This window comes from Pseudomonas xantholysinigenes (genome assembly GCF_014268885.2).
In the GTDB taxonomy this organism is placed as follows: Bacteria; Pseudomonadota; Gammaproteobacteria; order Pseudomonadales; family Pseudomonadaceae; genus Aquipseudomonas; species Aquipseudomonas xantholysinigenes.
On sequence record NZ_CP077095.1, the window covers coordinates 4,234,731 to 4,254,237 of the forward strand.

General features: G+C 63.1%; 17 protein-coding genes. 1 reads left to right on the forward strand and 16 read right to left on the reverse strand.

All coding sequences use genetic code 11. The features are described from left to right. Window positions 1-84: 84 nt before the first annotated feature. From dnaE to rpsB, 16 genes are all read right to left on the reverse strand, one after another. Entirely contained in the window at window positions 85-3,609 is a 3,525-nt protein-coding gene (gene dnaE / locus HU772_RS18915; RefSeq protein ID WP_186660061.1) for a DNA polymerase III subunit alpha, read from the reverse strand. Window positions 3,610-3,791: 182 nt separating this feature from the next. Then, complete coding sequence (gene rnhB / locus HU772_RS18920; protein ID WP_186660060.1) at window positions 3,792-4,415, reverse strand: ribonuclease HII; 624 nt, start codon at window positions 4,413-4,415, stop codon at window positions 3,792-3,794. A 1-nt stretch (window position 4,416) separates the two neighbouring features. Continuing rightward, window positions 4,417-5,544 (reverse strand): lipid-A-disaccharide synthase, encoded by a 1,128-nt coding sequence (lpxB, locus tag HU772_RS18925; RefSeq protein WP_186660058.1) that lies wholly within the window; start codon window positions 5,542-5,544, stop codon window positions 4,417-4,419. Between the two features lies 1 nt (window position 5,545). Next, entirely contained in the window at window positions 5,546-6,322 is a 777-nt protein-coding gene (gene lpxA, locus HU772_RS18930) for an acyl-ACP--UDP-N-acetylglucosamine O-acyltransferase (RefSeq protein WP_186660056.1), read from the reverse strand. Beyond that, window positions 6,319-6,759: a 3-hydroxyacyl-ACP dehydratase FabZ gene (gene fabZ, locus HU772_RS18935; protein ID WP_003252314.1), complete on the reverse strand. Its 441-nt coding sequence runs from the start codon at window positions 6,757-6,759 to the stop codon at window positions 6,319-6,321. Before fabZ ends, lpxA begins: the two co-directional genes overlap by 4 nt. Before the next feature lie 114 nt (window positions 6,760-6,873). Then, window positions 6,874-7,929: a UDP-3-O-(3-hydroxymyristoyl)glucosamine N-acyltransferase gene (gene lpxD, locus HU772_RS18940; protein ID WP_186660054.1), complete on the reverse strand. Its 1,056-nt coding sequence runs from the start codon at window positions 7,927-7,929 to the stop codon at window positions 6,874-6,876. A 1-nt stretch (window position 7,930) separates the two neighbouring features. Continuing rightward, complete coding sequence (locus tag HU772_RS18945) at window positions 7,931-8,434, reverse strand: OmpH/Skp family outer membrane protein (protein ID WP_023629834.1); 504 nt, start codon at window positions 8,432-8,434, stop codon at window positions 7,931-7,933. A 44-nt stretch (window positions 8,435-8,478) separates the two neighbouring features. Then, window positions 8,479-10,839: an outer membrane protein assembly factor BamA gene (bamA, locus tag HU772_RS18950; protein ID WP_186660052.1), complete on the reverse strand. Its 2,361-nt coding sequence runs from the start codon at window positions 10,837-10,839 to the stop codon at window positions 8,479-8,481. A gap of 77 nt (window positions 10,840-10,916) precedes the next feature. Next, a complete protein-coding gene (gene rseP, locus HU772_RS18955; RefSeq protein ID WP_186660050.1) occupies window positions 10,917-12,269 on the reverse strand; it encodes a sigma E protease regulator RseP in 1,353 nt (450 codons plus the stop codon). Between the two features lie 42 nt (window positions 12,270-12,311). Continuing rightward, window positions 12,312-13,502: a 1-deoxy-D-xylulose-5-phosphate reductoisomerase gene (ispC, locus tag HU772_RS18960; protein WP_186660049.1), complete on the reverse strand. Its 1,191-nt coding sequence runs from the start codon at window positions 13,500-13,502 to the stop codon at window positions 12,312-12,314. Beyond that, window positions 13,499-14,314, reverse strand: a complete 816-nt coding sequence (locus HU772_RS18965) for a phosphatidate cytidylyltransferase (RefSeq protein WP_186660048.1) — start codon at window positions 14,312-14,314, stop codon at window positions 13,499-13,501. The genes ispC and HU772_RS18965 overlap by 4 nt, the downstream gene beginning before the upstream one ends. After that, complete coding sequence (uppS, locus tag HU772_RS18970; protein ID WP_186660047.1) at window positions 14,314-15,069, reverse strand: polyprenyl diphosphate synthase; 756 nt, start codon at window positions 15,067-15,069, stop codon at window positions 14,314-14,316. Before uppS ends, HU772_RS18965 begins: the two co-directional genes overlap by 1 nt. An 18-nt stretch (window positions 15,070-15,087) precedes the next feature. Next, window positions 15,088-15,645, reverse strand: a complete 558-nt coding sequence (gene frr, locus HU772_RS18975; RefSeq protein ID WP_186660046.1) for a ribosome recycling factor — start codon at window positions 15,643-15,645, stop codon at window positions 15,088-15,090. Continuing rightward, complete coding sequence (gene pyrH / locus HU772_RS18980) at window positions 15,642-16,385, reverse strand: UMP kinase (RefSeq protein ID WP_003252294.1); 744 nt, start codon at window positions 16,383-16,385, stop codon at window positions 15,642-15,644. Before pyrH ends, frr begins: the two co-directional genes overlap by 4 nt. 181 nt (window positions 16,386-16,566) lie before the next feature. After that, window positions 16,567-17,430, reverse strand: a complete 864-nt coding sequence (gene tsf / locus HU772_RS18985) for a translation elongation factor Ts (RefSeq protein ID WP_028690677.1) — start codon at window positions 17,428-17,430, stop codon at window positions 16,567-16,569. Between the two features lie 185 nt (window positions 17,431-17,615). Next, window positions 17,616-18,353: a 30S ribosomal protein S2 gene (gene rpsB / locus HU772_RS18990; protein ID WP_028690678.1), complete on the reverse strand. Its 738-nt coding sequence runs from the start codon at window positions 18,351-18,353 to the stop codon at window positions 17,616-17,618. A 356-nt stretch (window positions 18,354-18,709) separates the two neighbouring features. Here rpsB and map point away from each other — a divergent pair, with 356 nt between their 5' ends. Further along, window positions 18,710-19,492, forward strand: coding sequence for a type I methionyl aminopeptidase (map, locus tag HU772_RS18995; RefSeq protein ID WP_186660045.1), 783 nt, complete (start codon window positions 18,710-18,712; stop codon window positions 19,490-19,492). The last annotated feature ends 15 nt before the right edge of the window (window positions 19,493-19,507 follow it).

Here is a 19,507-nt window from a genome sequence, read left to right on the forward strand (position 1 = left end):
GGCCAGGCGGCCGGCCGGTGGATCCGTTTGGCGCCCTACCTTAAGGGATCAGGCGCATAAAGGTCGAGATTAAAATGCGTCGTTTCAACGATATTGCAGGAAGACGTTCTCACGCCCGAACTGGTCACGCAGTGCCTGAATCAGCCCATCGGCGGGGTCGATGCACCACTGGTCGCCGAATTGCAGCATCGCCTTGGCGTCGCTGCCGGTGTACTCCAGGGTGATCGGGCAGCCGCCACGGTGACGGGTGATCAACTCGCCCAGCCAGCTCAGACGATCGCCCTTGAGCGCCTCATGGGTGATCTTCAGGCGCAGGCTCTCGGCCAGCTTGGTCCGCGCGTCCTCCATGGTCATCACCGTCTTGACCCGCAGGCGCAGGCCGCCGGAAAAGTCGTCGTTGCTCACCTCCCCTTCCACCACCACCATGGCATCGGTCTGCAACAGGGCCTGGACGGCCATGAACGAATCGGCGAACAACGAGGCTTCAATACGTCCAGAACGGTCATCGAGGGTGACGAAGCCCATCTTGTCGCCCTTCTTGTTCTTCATTACCCGCAGGGCAATGATCATGCCGGCGATGGTCTGGGTATCCCGCGCGGGCTTCAAGTCGACGATGCGCTGGCGGGCGAAGCGGCGAATCTCGGCCTCGTACTCATCGATCGGGTGGCCGGTGAGGTACAGGCCCAGGGTGTCCTTCTCGCCTTTCAGGCGTTCCTTGAGCGTCAGTTCGCGCACTTTGCGGTGGTTGGCGTAAACGTCGACATCCACCTCGTCGAACATGCTGCCGAACAGGTCGACGTGGCCACTGTCGGCGGTGTGGGCGGCCTGCTCGGCGGCCTTCACCGCCTCGCCCAGCGCCGACAGCAAGGTCGCACGGTTGATGTCGATATTGGCCTGGTAAGCCTTGATCTCGTCATGGAAGTGCGGCCCCAGGCGGTCCAGCGCACCGCTGCGGATCAGCGCATCGAGTGTTCGCTTGTTGACCCGCTTGAGGTCGATGCGGTCACAGAAGTCGAACAGGTCCTTGAACGGGCCGCCTTGCGCGCGAGCTTCGACAATGGCCTCCACTGGCCCCTCGCCCACGCCCTTGATCGCGCCCAGGCCATAGACAATGCGCCCGTCATTGTTCACGGTGAACTTGAAGTCGGAGAAGTTCACATCCGGCGCGTCCAGGCGCAGCTTCATGCTGCGCACTTCCTCGACCAGCACCACCACCTTGTCGGTGTTGTGCATATCCGCCGACAGTACCGCGGCCATGAACGGCGCCGGGTAGTGGGTCTTCAGCCAGGCGGTCTGGTACGACACCAGGCCGTAGGCGGCGGAGTGGGACTTGTTGAAGCCGTAGCCGGCGAATTTCTCTACCAGGTCGAAGATGTTACCGGCAAGATCGGCATCGATATTGTTGGCCACACAGCCTTCGATGAAACCACCGCGCTGCTTGGCCATTTCCTCGGGCTTTTTCTTACCCATGGCTCGACGCAGCATGTCGGCGCCGCCGAGGGTATAGCCGGCCATCACCTGGGCGATCTGCATCACCTGCTCCTGGTACAGGATGATGCCGTAGGTGGGCGCCAGTACTGGCTTGAGGCCTTCGTACTGGTAATCGGAGTGCGGGTAGGCGAGCTCGGCGCGACCGTGCTTGCGGTTGATGAAGTCGTCCACCATGCCCGATTGCAGCGGGCCTGGGCGGAACAGCGCCACCAGTGCGATAAGGTCTTCCAGGCAGTCGGGCTTGAGCTTCTTGATCAGCTCCTTCATGCCCCGCGATTCAAGCTGGAACACCGCCGTGGTCTCGGCTTTTTGCAGCAGCTCGTAGGTCTTGCGGTCGTCCAGCGGGATGAAGTCGATGTTGACGTCGGGCAGGTTCTTCTTGGCCTGCTCGCGGTTGATGATCTCCATCGCCCACTTGATGATGGTCAGGGTGCGCAGGCCGAGGAAGTCGAACTTCACCAGGCCCGCGGCCTCGACGTCGTCCTTGTCGAACTGGGTCACCAGGCCGCCGCCCTCTTCGTCACAGGCGATCGGCGAGAAGTCGGTGAGCTTGGTCGGCGCGATCACCACGCCACCGGCGTGCTTGCCGGTACCGCGGGTGACGCCCTCGAGCTTCAGGGCCATGTCCCAGATTTCGCGGGCATCCTCGTCGCCCTTGAGGAAGTCGCGCAGGATCTCTTCCTGCTCGTAGGCCTTCTCCAGGGTCATGCCCACTTCGAACGGAATCATCTTCGACAGGCGGTCGGCCAGGCCATAGGACTTGCCCTGCACCCGCGCCACGTCGCGCACCACCGCCTTGGCGGCCATGGTGCCGAAAGTGATGATCTGGCTCACCGCGTTGCGCCCGTAGGCTTCGGCCACGTAGTCGATCACTCGGTCGCGGCCGTCCATGCAGAAGTCGACGTCGAAGTCGGGCATGGAAATACGTTCAGGGTTGAGGAAACGTTCGAACAGCAGGTCGTAGGCCAGCGGGTCGAGGTCGGTGATCTTCAGCACATAGGCCACCAGCGAGCCGGCACCCGACCCCCGGCCCGGGCCGACCGGAACGTCATTGTTCTTGGCCCACTTGATGAAGTCCATGACGATCAGGAAGTAACCGGGGAAGCCCATCTGGATGATGATGTCCAGCTCGAATTTCAGGCGGTCCAGGTAGACCTGGCGCTTCTCTTCGTAATTGGGCGTGGTGTCCTTCGGCCAGAGCACCGCCAGGCGCTCCTCCAGGCCTTCGTGGGAGACATGGCGCAGGTAGTCGTCGATGCCCATGCCGTTGGGCGTGGGGAAATCGGGGAGGAAGTACTTGCCCAGCTGCACGGTGATGTTGCAGCGCTTGGCGATTTCCACGGTGTTGGCGATGGCGTCCGGCAGGTCGCTGAACAGCTCGGCCATTTCCTCGGCGGACTTGAGGTACTGCTGGTCGCTGTAGCCGCGCGGGCGCCGCGGATCGTCGAGGGTCCAGCCCTCGCCGATGCACACGCGGGTCTCGTGGGCATCGAAGTCCGACTGCTTGATGAAGCGCACATCGTTGGTCGCCACCAGCGGCGCGCCGAACTTGTCGGCCAGGGCCACGGCAGCGTGCACATACTCTTCGTCACCGGCGCGATTGGTGCGCTGCACCTCGACGTAGAAGCGGTCCGGGAACATGCCCATCCAGTCGCCGAGCAGCGCTTCGGCTTCGTCCTGACGACCACTGGCCAGGGCCATGCCGATATCGCCTTCCCGGGCTGCGGACAGGGCGATCAGCCCCTCGCTGGCCGGGGCGATCCAGTCACGCTGGATGATTACCAGGCCATTGCGCTGGCCGTCGGTCCAGCCACGCGAGATCAGCTCGGTAAGATTGCGGTAGCCCTTGGGGTCCATCGCCAGGAAGCAGATGCGCGACAGCGGTGCCTCGGGGTCGGCGCCGGCCAGCCACAGGTCGGCGCCGCAGATCGGCTTGATGCCGGCGCCCATGGCGGTCTTGTAGAACTTCACCAGCGAGCACATGTTGCTCTGGTCGGTGATTGCCACCGCCGGCATGTTCATCCCGGCCAGGGCCTTGGCCAGCGGCTTGATCCGCACCAGGCCGTCGACCAGGGAGAATTCGGAGTGCACGCGAAGGTGAACGAAGGAGACCGACATGGAGGATCCTGTAGCAGAGCTGAACGACAAGGGCGGGATTGTAGCGTATTGCTCTTCGCTTGCCTCGCCTCGAGGTCAGCGGTTGGTTGCCGATGCATCGCGGGGCAAGCCCGCTCCCACGCCAAGCCTGTGCTGAAATCGGCTGCGTGGGAGCGGGCTTGCCCCGCGATGAATGGCGAAGATCAGATCAACGAGGTGGAATTGCTTTCGCGGGCTTCCCAGGCCGCCCGTACCGGGCCGAACGAGCGCCGGTGAATAGGCGTAGGCCCGAGGCGAGCAAGGGCCTCGAGGTGCACCGGCGTCGGGTAGCCTTTGTGTCCGCCAATTCCGTAACCTGGGTAGATCAGCTCGAACGCGCTCATCTCGCGGTCGCGGGTGACCTTGGCCAGGATCGAGGCCGCGGCAATGGCCGGGACTTGGGAATCGCCCTTGACCACCGGCGCCGCGGGCACCGCCAGTTTCGGGCAGCGATTGCCGTCGATCAAGGCCAGCTTCGGCGTGACATGCAGCCCTTCCACCGCGCGCTGCATGGCCAGCATGGTGGCCTGCAGGATATTCAGGCGGTCGATTTCCTCGACCTCGGCCCGGGCAATGCAGAAGCTCAGCGCCTTTTCACGAATCTCGTCGAACAACGCCTCGCGCTTAGCCTCGGTGAGCTTCTTCGAGTCGTTCAAGCCCAGGATCGGGCGGTTCGGGTCGAGGATCACCGCGGCAGTCACCACCGCGCCGCACAGCGGGCCACGGCCAACTTCATCGACGCCGGCCACCAGGTCCTCGACCAGGTTGAAATCCAGTCCTATCGGCATGTCAGCGCTCCTTCAACAGGGCGAGCACCGCGTCGGCGGCCTGATTGGAGGCATCGCGGCGCAGGGTGCGGTGAATCTGGTCGAAACTGTCGGTCTGTTGCACGCCATCCTTGAGCAAGGGCGCCAGGGTCTGCGCCAAGGCTTCGCTGGTGGCGGCGCCCTGCAGCAGTTCCGGCACCAGCAGGCGCTGGGCCAGCAAGTTCGGCAACGACACGTAGGGGCTGCGGACCATGCGCTTGAGGATCCAGTACGTCAGCGGTGCCAGGCGGTAGGCCACCACCATCGGCCGCTTGTACAGCAGCGCTTCCAGGGTGGCGGTACCCGAGGCGATCAGCACCGCGTCGCAGGCCGCCAGGGCCTTGTGCGACTGGCCGTCGAGCAGGGTCAGCGGCAACTGCCGCCCTTCGAGCATCTGCTCGATCTGGGCACGGCGTGCGGCATTGGCGCACGGCAGCACGAAGCGCGCACCGGGCACCAGCTCGCACAGACGCTGGGCGGCATCCAGGAACAAGGCCCCCAGGCGCCCTACTTCCCCGCCCCGGCTGCCCGGCATCAGGGCAATCACCGGCCCTTCGCCCAGGCCCAGTTCGGCGCGCGCCATGTTGCGGTCGGCCTCCAGGGGGATGGTATCGGCCAGCGGGTGGCCAACGAAGCGTACCGGCACGCCCTGCTCTTCATAGAAGCGCGCCTCGAAGGGCAGCAGGGTGAGCATCAGGTCGCAGCCCTCGCGAATCTTCAGCACGCGTTTTTGCCGCCAGGCCCAGACCGATGGGCTGACGTAGTGCACGGTCTTGATCCCGGCCTGGCGCAACTTGAGTTCGATATTGAGGGTGAAGTCGGGGGCATCGATACCGATGAACACATCGGGCCGTTCGTCGATCAACGTCTGGATCAGCAGCTTGCGCCGCTTGAGCAGTTCGCGCAGGCGCCCGAACACTTCCACCAGGCCCATGACCGCCAGGCGCTCCATGGGGAAGTAGGAGGTCATGCCCTCGGCTTCCATCAAGGGGCCGCCGACACCGATGAACCGCACATCGGGGTGACGGGCCTTGATGGCACGCATCAAGCCGGAGCCCAGAATGTCGCCGCTGGCCTCGCCCGCGACCAGCGCAACACAGAGCTGGGCCATGTCAGCGGGTGATGCCGCGGGCGGAGTTGGCGATCGACTGGCGGAACACATCGACTTGCGGGAACTGCTTGACCAACTCGTCCAGCTCCTTGAGCGCCTCTTCGACGGTCAGGCCCTGACGGTAGACGATCTTGTAGGCACGGCGCAGCGCATGCAGCACTTCGTCGCTGAAGCCACGACGGCGCAGGCCTTCGAAGTTCATGCTGCGCGCCTCGGCGGGGCTGCCGAACACGGTGACGTAGGCCGGCACGTCCTTGCCGATGGCAGTGCCCATGCCGGAGAAGGCGTGGGCGCCAATGTGGCAGTACTGGTGCACCAGGGTATAGCCGGAGAGGATCGCCCAGTCACCGACATGCACATGGCCAGCCAGCGCGGTGTTGTTGACCAGGATGCAATGGTTGCCGATCACGCTGTCGTGGCCGATGTGGGCATAGGCCATGATCAGGTTGTGATCGCCCAGGGTGGTCTCCGCACGGTCCTGGATGGTGCCGCGGTGAATGGTGACGCCCTCGCGGATCACGTTGTGATCACCGATCACCAGGCGCGTCGGCTCACCCTTGTACTTCAGGTCAGGGGTATCTTCGCCGATCGAGGAGAACTGGTAGATGCGGTTGTGCTTGCCGATGCGGGTCGGCCCCTTGAGCACCACGTGCGGACCGATGACGGTGCCCTCCCCGATTTCCACATCGGGGCCTACGATCGACCAGGGGCCGACCTCGACGCCGTCGGCCAGCTTGGCCGAGGGGTCGATGATCGCCCGAGGGTCAATCGAACTCATAGGGAACGTTCCGCGCAGGTGATCTCTGCCGAGCAGACGGGCTTGCCGTCGACCAGGGCGCGGCACTCGAACTTCCAGATCATGCTCTTGCGGCTGAGGAACTTGGCTTCCAGCACCAACTGGTCGCCCGGCAGCACCGGCTGGCGGAAGCGCAGCTTGTCGGAGCCGACGAAGTAGTAGAGGGTGCCGTCGGCAGGTTTTGCGTCGAGCATCTTGAATCCGAGAATTCCGGCCGCCTGGGCCATCGCCTCGATGATCAGCACGCCCGGCATGATGGGATGCGCCGGGAAGTGGCCATTGAAGAACGGCTCGTTGATGCTGACATTCTTGTAGGCACGAATGCTTTGGGCCTCGAAGTCCAGATCCGTGACCCGGTCCACCAGCAGGAACGGGTAACGGTGAGGCAGGTATTCGCGAATCTCGTTGATGTCCATCATTTCGGGGGGAAGCCTGTAATAAGAATAGGGAGCGCAGGGGCTGGCAACTGGCGCCTCGTGCCGATGCACAGAGACGCCGGCCAGCGACTGCTCACGCTCGCTCGGAAAAAGGTATCAGCCTTCTGATGTCGGCTGGCCATCCGAGGTCACGGTGTCGACACGTTTTTCCAGCTGCCCGAGACGCTTGGCCATCTCGTCCAACTGGCGGATACGCGCGGCGCTCTTGCGCCATTCGGCCAGTGGTTGCATGGCCGTGCCGGACGAGTAGCCACCCGGCTCGGTAATCGAGCGGGTCACCATGGTCATTCCGGAGACGAATACGTTATCGCAAACGTCGATATGACCGACCATCCCGACGCCACCGGCGATCATGCAATGCTTGCCGATCTTGGTACTGCCGGAAATACCGACACAGGCCGCCATCGCCGTGTGGTCGCCGACCTGAACGTTATGGGCGATCTGGATCTGGTTGTCGAGCTTGACGCCGTCACCGATGCGGGTATCCGACAGCGCGCCGCGATCCACCGCGGTGTTGACGCCAATCTCGACGTCGTCACCCAAGGTGACGCCACCGATCTGGGCGATCTTGCGCCAGATGCCTTTCTCGTTGGCGAAGCCGAAGCCTTCACCGCCGATCACCGCGCCGGACTGAATCACCACGCGCTTGCCGATGGTCACATCGTGGTACAGCGTTACCCGCGGGGCGAGCCAGCCACCTTCGCCGATCACGCAGCGAGCACCGATGAAGCAGTGGGCGCCGACGGTCACGCTGGCAGCGATACGCGCACCGCTTTCGATCACCGCGAACGGGCCGATGCTGGCGCTGGGGTCGACCTGTGCGTCATCCGCCACCACGGCGCTGGGATGAATTCCCGCCACAGCCTTGGGTTTTGGATCGAACAGGTGCGAAATGCGTGCGTAGGCCAGGTAGGGATCAGGCACGATCAGGGCGTTGCCAGCATAGCCTTCGGCATCCTCGGCCTTGAGCAGCACCGCGCTGGCCTGGCTCTCGTCCAGGAATTTGCGGTACTGCTTGTTGGCCAGGAAGCTCAACTGACCGTGGCCGGCCTCCTGCAAGGTGGCCAGCCCGGTGATTTCCAGCGCCTCGGGGCCCTTGAGGCTGGCCCCGAGGGCCTCGGCCAGTTGGCCGAGTGTCATCGTCACGGTCATATCAACGCGCTTGGTTCATACGCTCGATCACCTGGCGGGTGATGTCGTACTGCGGTTTGACATCGATTACCGCGCCACGCTCGAGTACCAGGTCAAAGCCACCCTTCTTGATGACTTCTTCCACGGCGCCATCGAGCTTCGGCTTGAGCTGCTTGAGCATGTCACGGTCGGCCACGGCCTTGGCTTCGTTGAGTTCCTTGGACTGGAACTGGAAGTCACGGGCCTTTTGCTTGAACTCAAGCTCCAGACGCTCGCGCTCTGGCTGAGGCATCTTGTCGCCGCCTTTGATCAGGCGGTCCTGGATGCCCTTGGCGCTGCTTTCCAGGCCCTTGAGCTTGGTCAGTTGCGGGCCGAATTTTTTCTCGGCGTCGACGGCGTACTTCTTGGCCGCGTCGGATTCCAGCAGCGCCATCTGATAGTTCAGCACGGCGACCTTCATTTCGGCGAAAGCCGGGGTGGCGACCAGCGCCGCGGCCACGAGGGCCAGTTGAGTCAACTTACGCACGATGCACTCCTGGATAATCCGTTGTCGTTATGCAAGGGCCGACCTTAGAAGGTCTGGCCCAGAGAGAATTGGAACACTTGCGTGTCGGCGTCGTCCGGCTTCTTGATCGGCATCGCCAGGCTGAAGCTCAACGGGCCCAGCGCGGTGATCCAGGTCACGCCCAGACCGACGGAGCTGGCCATGTCCGAGAAACCGACCTTGGTGCAATCGGGCTTGGAACCGCAATTGGTGTCGAACACGTTACCCACATCCCAGAACACGGAAGTGCGCAGCGAGCGCTGGTCCTTGACGAACGGCAACGGGAACAGCAGCTCGACACCACCCTGGACGAGGACGTTACCACCGAACGGCAGCGGATCCTGGTCCGGGTCGGCGATGGTGCCCTGGTTACCGGTAACGGCGGCACCGCGGCTCGGCGTACTGCGTGGGCCGAGGGTGCTGTCCTTGAAGCCGCGTACGGAGTTGAAGCCGCCCGCGTAGTAGTTTTCATAGAACGGCAGGCCAGAGGTCGAGCCGAAACCATCACCATAGCCCAGTTCGGTGTGCAGGCGCAGGGTGTAGTCGTTGTTGATTGGCTTGAACAGCTGGCCACGGTAGTCGAGCTTGTAGAACGACAGGTCGCTGCCCGGCACGGTGGTTTCCAGGGTCAGGCTCTGCGAGTGACCACGGGTAGCCAGCACGCCCTTGTTCAGGGTCGACTCGGACCAGCCGATCGAGGCCTTGAAGTTCAGGAAGCTGTCGCCTTCGTCCTGGATGAACTTGAAGATCTCATCGACGGTGTAGCGCCCGGTCTTCAGTTTGTCCTGCTGCACGGTCAGGCCGTAGGTCAGGCGCGAGGTTTCGCTGATCGGGTAGCCGAGGCTGACGCCGGCACCGAGGCTGTCCACCGCATAGCTGGCCACGTCAACGTCGAGGTCGTCGTAGTCGGTGCTGCGATAGAAGGCGTTGTAGCCCAGGCTCACACCGTCGGCGGTGAAGTAGGGGTCGACGAAGCCGAAGTTGTAGCGGGTCTGGTATTCCGAACGGGTCAGGCCGATGGAGACCTTGTTACCCGAACCCAGGAAGTTGCTCTGGCTGATCGAGCCACCGAGGATCAAGCCGGCGCTCTGGGCGAAGCCGACGCTGGCGGTGATCGAACCGGAAGCCTGCTCCTCGACGCTGTAGTTGACGTCGACCTGGTCGTCGGTGCCTGGCACCGGCGGGGTCTCGACGTTGACTTCCTTGAAGAAGCCCAGGCGCTCGAGGCGGGTCTTGGATTGGTCGATCAGGTAGGTCGAGGCCCAGCCGCCTTCCATCTGGCGCATCTCGCGACGCAGCACCTGGTCTTCGGTCTTGGTGTTGCCGCGGTAGTTGATGCGGTTGACGTAGGCGCGCTTGCCCGGGTCGACGACGAACATGATATCGACGGTGTGGTCTTCGTCGTGCGCCTGCGGCACGCCGTTGACGTTGGCGAAGGTGTAGCCTTCGTTACCCAGGCGACGGGTGATCAGGTCGGACGTGGTGGTCATCACCTTGCGCGAGAACACCTGGCCCGGCTGTACCAGCAGCAGCGACTTGACCTGGTCTTCCGGCACCTTGAGGTCACCGGACAGCTTCACGTCGCGAACGGTGTACTTCTCGCCTTCGTTGATGTTGACGGTGATGTAGACGTGCTTCTTGTCCGGGGTGATCGACACCTGGGTGGAAGCGATGTCCATGTTGATGTAGCCACGGTCCAAGTAGTAGGAACGCAGGCGCTCCAGGTCACCGGAGAGTTTTTCACGGGCGTACTTGTCGTCGTTCTTGAAGAACGACAGCCAGTTGGTGGTCTTGAGCTCGAACAGCTGGCCAAGGGTCTCGTCGTCGAAGACCGTGTTGCCCACCACGTTGATGTGCTGGATCGCGGCCACGGTGCCTTCGTTGATCTTGATCTTCAGGCCGACGCGGTTGCGCGGCTGCGGCACGACCTCGGCGTCGACCTCGGCCGAGTAGCGGCCCTGGGCCACGTACTGGCGCTGCAGTTCGTTACGCACGCCTTCGAGGGTCGCGCGCTGGAAGATCTCGCCTTCGGCCAGGCCCGACTGCTTCAGGCCTTTCATCAGGTCTTCGGTGCTGATCGCCTTGTTGCCTTCGATCTCGATGCTCGACACCGACGGGCGCTCGACCACGTTGATGATCAGGACATTGCCGTCGCGGTTCAGCTGGATGTCCTGGAAGAAGCCGGTCTTGAACAGCGAGCGGGTCGAATCGACCAGGCGGCGGTCGTCGACCTGGTCGCCGACGTTCAGCGGCAAGGCGCCGAACACGCTGCCGGCGGAGACCCGCTGCAAGCCGTTGACACGAATATCGGAGATGGTGAAGGACTCGGCGTGAACTTCAGCGATCATCAGTGCGGAGAGCACCGCAGTTAGCAGCAGACGTTTCATGAAGTCCTTTTATTCCAACTGGCAATAAACAACCCGCCGCGGCAAGGCGGCAGGTTTTCGCGATTGAGCGAAGCTTTTTATAGTCGACCCAGATCGTTGATCAGGGCGAGCAACATCACCCCGACGACCAAACTGATACCGATCTGGACCCCCCAACCCTGCACCCGATCCGAGAGCGGACGACCGCGCGCCCACTCGATCAGGTAAAACAGCAAATGCCCCCCATCCAGTACTGGGATGGGCAGCAAGTTCAGAACCCCCAGGCTTATGCTCAGATAGGCCAGGAAATTCAGGAAATCCCCGACGCCCGACTGGGCTGAAGCGCCCGCCACTTTAGCAATGGTTATCGGTCCGCTCAAGTTTTTTACCGAGAGCTCCCCGAACAGCATTTTCTTCAGCGATTCGAGGGTCAGGACGCTCATGTTCCAGGTGCGGGAAAGCCCCTCGCCAACCGCTTCCAACGGCCCATAGCTGACCTCGCGAAGCATCTGCGCCGGCCACTGCGTGGCCTTGACGCCCGCCCCCAGGTAGCCACCGGAGGCCTGCCCTTCGCCCTTGCGGGCCAGCGTCACCGGCACCTCGAGCGTGGCGCCGTCACGCTCGACACGCAGGCTCACCTGGCGCTCCGGGCGGGCGCGCACCGCGTCGACCACTTGCTGCCAGTCGGCCAGGGCCACGCCGTCCAGGGCCAGCAGCTTGTCGCCGGTCTTCAGCCCAGCGGCCGCCGCCGGCCCCTTGGGATCGATCTCGGCCAGTACCGGCGCGACCGCCGGGCGCCATGGGCGCAGGCCAAGGGACTGGATCGGATCGGGCTCATCGACACCCTTGAGCCAGTGGCTAAGCTGGATGTCATGCTGGCGCTCGCTGGTCGCGCCCTCGTCGATCACCCCCACCCGCAGGGTGCCGCTCTCGCCAAGGCGGCGCACCAGTTGCAAGTTGACCGCAGACCAACCGGTGGTCGGCTCGCCATCGATGGAAACAATTTCCTGGCCAACATTCAGACCGGCGGTTGCCGCCAGGCTGCCCGCCTCCACCGCGCCGATGACCGGTCGCACCTGCTGCGAACCGAGCATGGCGACCACCCAGAAGAACAGGATGGCAAGCAGGAAGTTGGCGATCGGACCGGCGGCGACAATGGCGATGCGCTGGCGCACCGACTTGCGATTGAACGCTTGTTCGAGCAGCGCAGGTGGCACATCGCCCTCGCGCTCGTCGAGCATCTTGACGTAGCCGCCCAGGGGAATCGCCGCGACTACGAATTCGGTGCCCTGGCGGTCATGCCAGCGCAGCAGCGGTGTGCCGAAGCCCACCGAGAAACGCAGCACCTTGACCCCGCAACGCCGCGCCACCCAGAAGTGGCCGAACTCGTGGAAGGTGACCAGCACACCCAACGCAATCAGGGTACCGATGATCATGTAGAGCGCAGTCATGTCCAATCTCCGGGTGACGGTCGGCGGAGCCGGCCGCTGGCGTCAGCGGCCGTGGCGCCGCAACCACTCCCGGGACAGTTCCCGGGCACGTTGGTCGGCGGCGAACACCGCCTCGAGCGTGGGCAGTGCGACCACCGGTTCCTGATCGAGTACCTGCTCGATCATACTCGCGATCTCCGGGAAGCGGATGCGCCCACCCAGGAACGCCTCCACTGCCACTTCGTTGGCGGCGTTGAGCACCGCCGGCGCACTGTTGCCTGCCTCGGCAGCCTGACGCGCCAGGCGCAGGCAAGGGAAGCGCTGTTCGTCGGGGGCCTGGAAATCCAGACGGGCGATGGCGAACAGGTCCAGCGGCGCGACGCCCGAATCGATACGCTCCGGCCAGGCCAGGGCGTTGGAAATCGGCGTGCGCATGTCCGGGTTGCCCAGCTGGGCGAGCACCGAACCGTCGATGTAGTCGACCAACGAGTGAATGACGCTCTGCGGGTGCACCACCACTTCCACCTGCGACGGCTTGGCATCGAACAACCAGCACGCCTCGATCAGTTCCAGGCCCTTGTTGAGCATGCTCGCCGAATCGACGGAAATTTTCCGGCCCATGGACCAGTTGGGGTGGGCGCACGCCTGCTCGGGCGTGACATTCAGCAACGCCTCGGCCGGGGTATCGCGGAACGGGCCACCGGAGGCGGTCAGCAGGATCCGCCGCACCCCCACGTTACCCAGGCCACGGGCGAAGTCGCCAGGCATGCACTGGAAGATCGCGTTGTGCTCGCTGTCGATTGGCAACAGCACCGAACCACTGCGGCGTACCGCATCCATGAACAAGGCCCCGGACATCACCAGGGCCTCCTTGTTGGCCAGCAGTACCTTCTTGCCCGCCTCGACTGCCGCCAGGGTCGAACCCAGGCCGGCAGCGCCGACAATGGCCGCCATCACCGCATCCACTTCCGACGCAGCGGCCACTTGGCAGAGCCCGGCCTCGCCTTCCAGCACCTCGGTGGCACAACCTGCCGCCGCCAGGCCTTCACGCAAGCGTGCCGCAGCCTCGGCGCTCGGCACCACGGCAAATACCGGGCGGTGACGCACGCACAGGGCCAGCAGTTCGTCGATGCGCGAATAGCCGCTCAGGGCGAACACCTGATAACGATCAGGGTGCCGGGCAATGACGTCCAGCGTGCTCAGGCCAATGGAGCCGGTGGCCCCAAGCACGGTTATGCGTTGCACGGCACTCACATCACACCCCACTCAGCCGCCCACAGCAGCACGGCAAACATCGGAATCGCCGCAGTCAGGCTGTCAATGCGATCGAGCACGCCGCCATGACCCGGCAGCAGGTTGCTGCTGTCCTTGATGCCTTCGCGGCGCTTGAACATGCTCTCGGTCAGGTCGCCGACCACCGAGGCCATCACCACCACCACCGCGCCCAGCAAGCCCAGCAGGATCTGGCCAAGGCCCCAGTCACGGCCCAGGCCCACGCCCAGGGTGATCAGCAGGCTGACCGCCAGGCCGCCATAGACGCCCTCCCAGCTCTTGCCCGGACTGACGTGCGGCGCCAGCTTGCGCTTGCCGAAGGCACGCCCGGAGAAATAGGCACCGATGTCGGCGGCCCAGACCAGAACCATGACCGCCAGGATCAACCAGTTGCCCAGCGGCCAGTGCTTGAGCAGCACCAGGCCCTGCCAGGCCGGCAGCAGCACCAGCAGGCCGATCAGCAGCCGGCAGGCGGCGCTGGTCCACAGTTCGTTGCTGCGCGGATAAGTCAGCACCAGCCAGGTGGCCAGCGCCCACCAGATCACCGAAGCACCCAGTACCCAGGGCGCCAGGTCCGGCATCAGGTAAAGCAGCATCAGCCCACCGGCCACCACGGCGGCGTAGGCGATACGCAGCGATTGCGCCACCAGACCGGCCAGGCGCGCCCACTCCCATGCCCCGAGCGTGACCACGAAGCCGATGAACAGGGCGAAATCCCCGCCATTGAGCAGGAAGAAACCGCCCAGCGCGATCGGCAACAGGATCAGCGCGGTAATGATGCGTTGTTTAAGCATTAAGCACGGGCTCCAGCCTCGACCTGCTCGCTGGTCTTACCGAAGCGGCGCTGGCGCGAAGCGAAATCGGCCAGCGCGCTGCGCATGGCCTCGTGTTTGAAGTCCGGCCAGTACAGGTCGGAGAAGTACAGCTCGGCATAGGCCAGCTGCCACAGCAGGAAATTACTGATGCGATGTTCGCCGCCGGTGCGGATGCACAGGTCAGGCAGCGGCAGGTCGCCGGTGGCCAGGCAGGTCTGCAACAAGTCGGGGGTGATGTCTTCCGGGCGCAGATGCCCCGCCTGCACTTCCCGCGCCAGGCGTTGCGCGGCCTGGGCGATATCCCACTGGCCACCATAGTTGGCGGCGATCTGCAGGATGAAACGGTTGTTGCCGGCAGTGATGGCTTCCGCCTCGCGCATGGCTGCCTGCAGCTCCGGGTGGAACCGCGAACGATCGCCGATGATGCGCAGGCTGATGTTGTTGTCGTTCAGGCGCTTGGCCTCGCGACGCAGCGCCGAGAAGAACAGCTCCATCAGCGCACCGACCTCTTCGGCGGGGCGCTGCCAGTTCTCGCTGGAGAAGGCGAAGAGCGTGAGCACCTCGACCTTCGCCTCGGCGCACACTTCGATCACCGCACGGACGGCATCGACGCCGGCCTTGTGCCCGGCGACGCCGGGCAGCAGGCGCTTCTTCGCCCAGCGGTTGTTGCCATCCATGATGATCGCGACATGACGCGGCACCGAGGACGGCGCCGCTGGCTTGGTCTTTTCCATTAAAGAGCAACCCTGGCCTCAGACGGCCATCAGGTCCTTTTCCTTGGCCTTGTACGCGGCGTCGACTTCGGCGACGAACTTGTCGGTCAGCTTCTGGATCTCGTCAGCGGCACGACGCTCTTCGTCTTCGCTGATTTCCTTGTCCTTGGTCAGCTTCTTCAGCTCGGCCAGCGCATCGCGGCGCACGTTGCGCACGGCGACCTTGGCGTCCTCGGACACACCGCTGGCCTGTTTGGTGTAACCCTTGCGGGTTTCCTCGGTCAGGGCCGGCATCGGCACGCGGATGGTGGTGCCGGCGCTGGACGGGTTCAGGCCCAGGTCGGAGGTCAGGATGGCCTTCTCGATGGCGGCGCTGAGATTCTTGTCGTGGGCGACGATCTTCAGGGTGCGGGCGTCCTCGACGGTGATCGCGGCCACCTGGTTCAGCGGCATGTCGCTACCCCAGGCCGGGACCTTGACGCTGTCCAGGATGCTCGGGTGGGCGCGACCGGTGCGGATCGCCGCCAGGTTGCGGGCCAGTGCCTCGAGGGACTTGCCCATGCGCTCCTGGGCGTCTTTCTTGATGTCGTTGATCATGCTTGGCCTTCCTCGATCAAAGTACCTTCAGCGCCACCCACCACGATGTTCAGCAGGGCGCCAGGCTTGTTCATGTTGAATACCCGCAATGGCATCTTGTGGTCGCGGCACAGGCAGATTGCGGTCAGGTCCATGACCCCGAGCTTGCGATCCAGCACCTCGTCGTAGGTGAGGTGATCGAACTTCTCGGCGTGTGGATCCTTGAATGGGTCGGCAGTGTACACACCATCGACCTTGGTTGCCTTCAGCACCACATCGGCATCGATTTCGATGGCGCGCAGGCAGGCTGCGGAATCGGTGGTGAAGAACGGGTTGCCGGTACCGGCGGAGAAAATTACCACATCACCGGAGTTGAGGTGACGAATTGCTTTGCGACGATCGTAATGATCGGTGACGCCGACCATGGAAATGGCCGACATGACCAGGGCGGGGATGTTCGAGCGCTCCAGGGCGTCGCGCATGGCCAGGCCGTTCATCACGGTGGCCAGCATGCCCATGTGGTCGCCGGTGACGCGGTCCATGCCGGCTGCGCTGAGCGCGGCGCCGCGGAACAGGTTGCCACCGCCGATGACCAGGCCGACCTGGACACCGATACCGACCAGCTGACCCACTTCGAGGGCCATGCGGTCCAGCACCTTCGGGTCGATCCCGAAGTCTTCCGAGCCCATCAGGGCCTCGCCGCTAAGTTTGAGCAAAATGCGTTTATAGCGAGGTTGGCGACCACTCACCTGCTGAGCCATTGCGAGTCTCTCCTGCGGCGTACTTTTAGAAAATTCCGTGCGGGCTGCTTGCAGCCTGCTAACTGTAGCGTGGCACTGCTTCAGTGCCAGCAAGGTCCGGCTCTATAAACCGTTCCTCGCTTTGACAAAGAGGCTGCGCGCGTGAGCGGGCAGCCTCTTTGGGGCGACAGACGAGTCTGTCTTACTGCTTGGCGGCAGCTACCTGGGCGGCAACTTCGGCAGCGAAGTCGTCAACCGGCTTCTCGATGCCTTCGCCGACCTTGAAGTAGGTGAAGGAAACGATTTCAGCGCCGGCTTTCTTGGCCAGTGCGCCAACTTTGACTTCCGGATCCATCACGAAGGCCTGCTCTTTCAGCGAGGCTTCGGCTTTGAACTTGGAAATACGACCGTTGATCATGTTCTCAACGATGTTTTCCGGCTTGCCGGCGATCTTGTCGGCGTTCAGCTGCAGGAAGACGTTCTTCTCGCGCTCGATGGCCTCGGCGGAGATTTCCGACGCATCCAGGAACTCTGGGTTCGAGGCTGCAACGTGCATGGCGATGTTCTTGGCCAGATCGACGTCGCCGCCTTTCAGGACAACAACGGCACCGATCTTGTTGCCGTGCAGGTAGGCACCGACAACGTCACCTTCAACGCGCACCAGGCGACGGATGTTGACGTTCTCGCCGCACTTGGCAACCAGGGCTTCACGAGCAGCTTCACGCGAGGCGATCAGCGGAGCGGCGTCGGTCAGCTTCTGAGCGAAGGCTTCTTCGAGGCTTTCGGCAACGAAGTTCTTGAAGTCGTCTTGCAGAGCCAGGAAGTCGGTCTGCGAGTTCACTTCCAGCAGGACGGCGGATTTACCGTCGGTCTTGACGGCGATAGCGCCTTCAGCAGCGACGTTGCCAGCCTTCTTGGCGGCCTTGATGGCGCCCGAGGCACGCATGTCGTCAATGGCTTTCTCGATGTCGCCGCCGGCCTTTTCCAGGGCCTTCTTGCAATCCATCATGCCTTCGCCGGTACGCTCGCGCAGTTCTTTGACCAGCGCTGCAGTAATTGCTGCCATTTCAAAATCCTCTTGGAAAGTTTTTCAACCATTCCACCCGCTCGTCACGGGCGTTAAATTCTGCAAATCGCTGCCTTTATATCAGCTCGCCCATGATGCGGGGCCGTTGCTGACAGCAGGATTTCAAGGTGGCAAAAAGGGGGCCAAGCCCCCTTTTTGCGTGCCAAGTAGACGCCAGGCGTCAATTACTCAGCAGCAGGTGCAGCCGCTTCTTCAGCGTAGACTTCAGTGCCGCCGGCAACATTGTTGCGGCCGCGGATGACGGCGTCAGCCATCGAAGTCATGTACAGCTCGATAGCGCGGATGGCGTCATCGTTACCTGGGATGATGTAGTCAACACCTTCCGGGCTGCTGTTGGTATCGACAACGCCGATGACCGGGATGCCCAGCTTGTTGGCTTCGGTGATGGCAATGCGCTCGTGGTCGACGTCGATCACGAACAGGGCATCAGGCAGGCCGCCCATGTCCTTGATACCACCCAGGCTGCGGTCCAGCTTTTCCAGATCGCGCGAACGCATCAGGGCTTCTTTCTTGGTCAGCTTGGCAAAGGTGCCGTCTTCGGCCTGGGTTTCCAGGTCGCGCAGACGCTTGATCGAGGCGCGGATGGTCTTGTAGTTGGTCAGCATGCCGCCCAACCAACGGTGATCAACGTATGGCGAACCGCAACGAGCTGCTTGCTCGGCGACGATCTTGCCGGCGGAACGCTTGGTGCCGACGAACATGATCTTGTTCTTGCCCTGGGCCAGGCGCTCGACGAAGGACAGAGCCTCGTTGAACATCGGCAGGGTTTTTTCCAGGTTGATGATGTGGATCTTGTTACGCGCGCCGAAAATGTACTTGCCCATTTTCGGGTTCCAGTAACGGGTCTGGTGGCCGAAGTGCACACCGGCCTTCAGCATATCGCGCATGTTGACTTGGGACATGATAGTTCCTTGATAAGTCGGGTTGGGCCTCCACGTATCCCAATGACCAACCCGCGCTTGCGAACAAGCGGGGCACCCAGGCCATCGTGTCGACACGTGTGTGGGTTTGAGCTTCGGAGGACCTCCCCCGAAAGCGGCGCATTTTATATCACAGACTGCGCGCGAACGGAACCCGTCAAAGCAGCTTCAAGCCGTAAGCCACAAGCTGCAAGAACAAGCGCCTGCACGCGTGCCGCCCTTTCTTGCAGCTTGCGGCTTGAAACTTGGGGCTTGCTGCCAGTTCGAGACCGCCCTCTGGTAGAATAAGACCTTTCCCGTTTGTTCGCGCCACCCGCGGCGCCGTAGAGAGCCTGTTAATGACCGTCACCATCAAGACCGCAGAAGACATCGAGAAGATGCGCATCGCCGGCCGCCTGGCCGCCGAAGTGCTGGAAATGATCGAGGAACACGTCAAGCCCGGTGTCACCACCGAAGAGCTCGACCGCCTGTGCCACGACTACATCGTCAACGTCCAGCAGGCGATCCCGGCACCGCTCAACTACAAAGGCTTCCCCAAGTCGATCTGCACCTCGATCAACCATGTGGTCTGCCACGGCATCCCCAACGACAAGCCCCTGAAGGACGGCGACACCATCAACATCGATGTCACCGTGATCAAGGACGGCTACCACGGCGACACCAGCCGCATGTACCACGTCGGCACCGTCGCGCCATGGGCCGAGCGCCTGTCGAAAGTCACCCAGGAATGCCTGTACAAGGCCATCGAACTGGTCAAGCCGGGCTGCCGCCTGGGTGACATCGGTGAAGTGATCCAGAAACACGCCGAGAAGAACGGTTTCTCGGTGGTCCGCGAGTTCTGCGGCCACGGTATCGGCAAGGTGTTCCACGAAGAGCCGCAGATCCTCCACTACGGCCGCGCCGGCACCGGCATGGAACTCAAGGAAGGCATGACCTTCACCATCGAGCCGATGATCAACCAAGGCAAGGCCGACACCAAAGTCCTGGGCGACGGCTGGACCGCCATCACCAAGGACCGCAAGCTTTCGGCCCAGTGGGAACACACCCTGGTGGTGACCGCCAACGGCTATGAGATCTTCACCCTGCGCAAGGACGACACTATCCCGCGCACCTCGGCCTGATTTTTACCCCAAAGG

Bases quoted from the DNA above. Each gene is read 5' to 3' on its own strand.
- rnhB (WP_186660060.1), bottom strand. From the start codon at position 4,415: ATGCCGATAGGACTGGATTTCAACCTGGTCGAGGACCTGGTGGCCGGC.
- tsf (WP_028690677.1), bottom strand. From the start codon at position 17,430: ATGGCAGCAATTACTGCAGCGCTGGTCAAAGAACTGCGCGAGCGTACC.
- uppS (WP_186660047.1), bottom strand. From the start codon at position 15,069: ATGGAAAAGACCAAGCCAGCGGCGCCGTCCTCGGTGCCGCGTCATGTC.
- lpxA (WP_186660056.1), bottom strand. From the start codon at position 6,322: ATGAGTTCGATTGACCCTCGGGCGATCATCGACCCCTCGGCCAAGCTG.
- HU772_RS18965 (WP_186660048.1), bottom strand. From the start codon at position 14,314: ATGCTTAAACAACGCATCATTACCGCGCTGATCCTGTTGCCGATCGCG.
- frr (WP_186660046.1), bottom strand. From the start codon at position 15,645: ATGATCAACGACATCAAGAAAGACGCCCAGGAGCGCATGGGCAAGTCC.
- bamA (WP_186660052.1), bottom strand. From the start codon at position 10,839: ATGAAACGTCTGCTGCTAACTGCGGTGCTCTCCGCACTGATGATCGCT.
- fabZ (WP_003252314.1), bottom strand. From the start codon at position 6,759: ATGATGGACATCAACGAGATTCGCGAATACCTGCCTCACCGTTACCCG.
- rseP (WP_186660050.1), bottom strand. From the start codon at position 12,269: ATGACTGCGCTCTACATGATCATCGGTACCCTGATTGCGTTGGGTGTG.
- lpxB (WP_186660058.1), bottom strand. From the start codon at position 5,544: ATGGCCCAGCTCTGTGTTGCGCTGGTCGCGGGCGAGGCCAGCGGCGAC.
- map (WP_186660045.1), top strand. From the start codon at position 18,710: ATGACCGTCACCATCAAGACCGCAGAAGACATCGAGAAGATGCGCATC.
- pyrH (WP_003252294.1), bottom strand. From the start codon at position 16,385: ATGGCTCAGCAGGTGAGTGGTCGCCAACCTCGCTATAAACGCATTTTG.
- dnaE (WP_186660061.1), bottom strand. From the start codon at position 3,609: ATGTCGGTCTCCTTCGTTCACCTTCGCGTGCACTCCGAATTCTCCCTG.
- lpxD (WP_186660054.1), bottom strand. From the start codon at position 7,929: ATGACCGTGACGATGACACTCGGCCAACTGGCCGAGGCCCTCGGGGCC.
- rpsB (WP_028690678.1), bottom strand. From the start codon at position 18,353: ATGTCCCAAGTCAACATGCGCGATATGCTGAAGGCCGGTGTGCACTTC.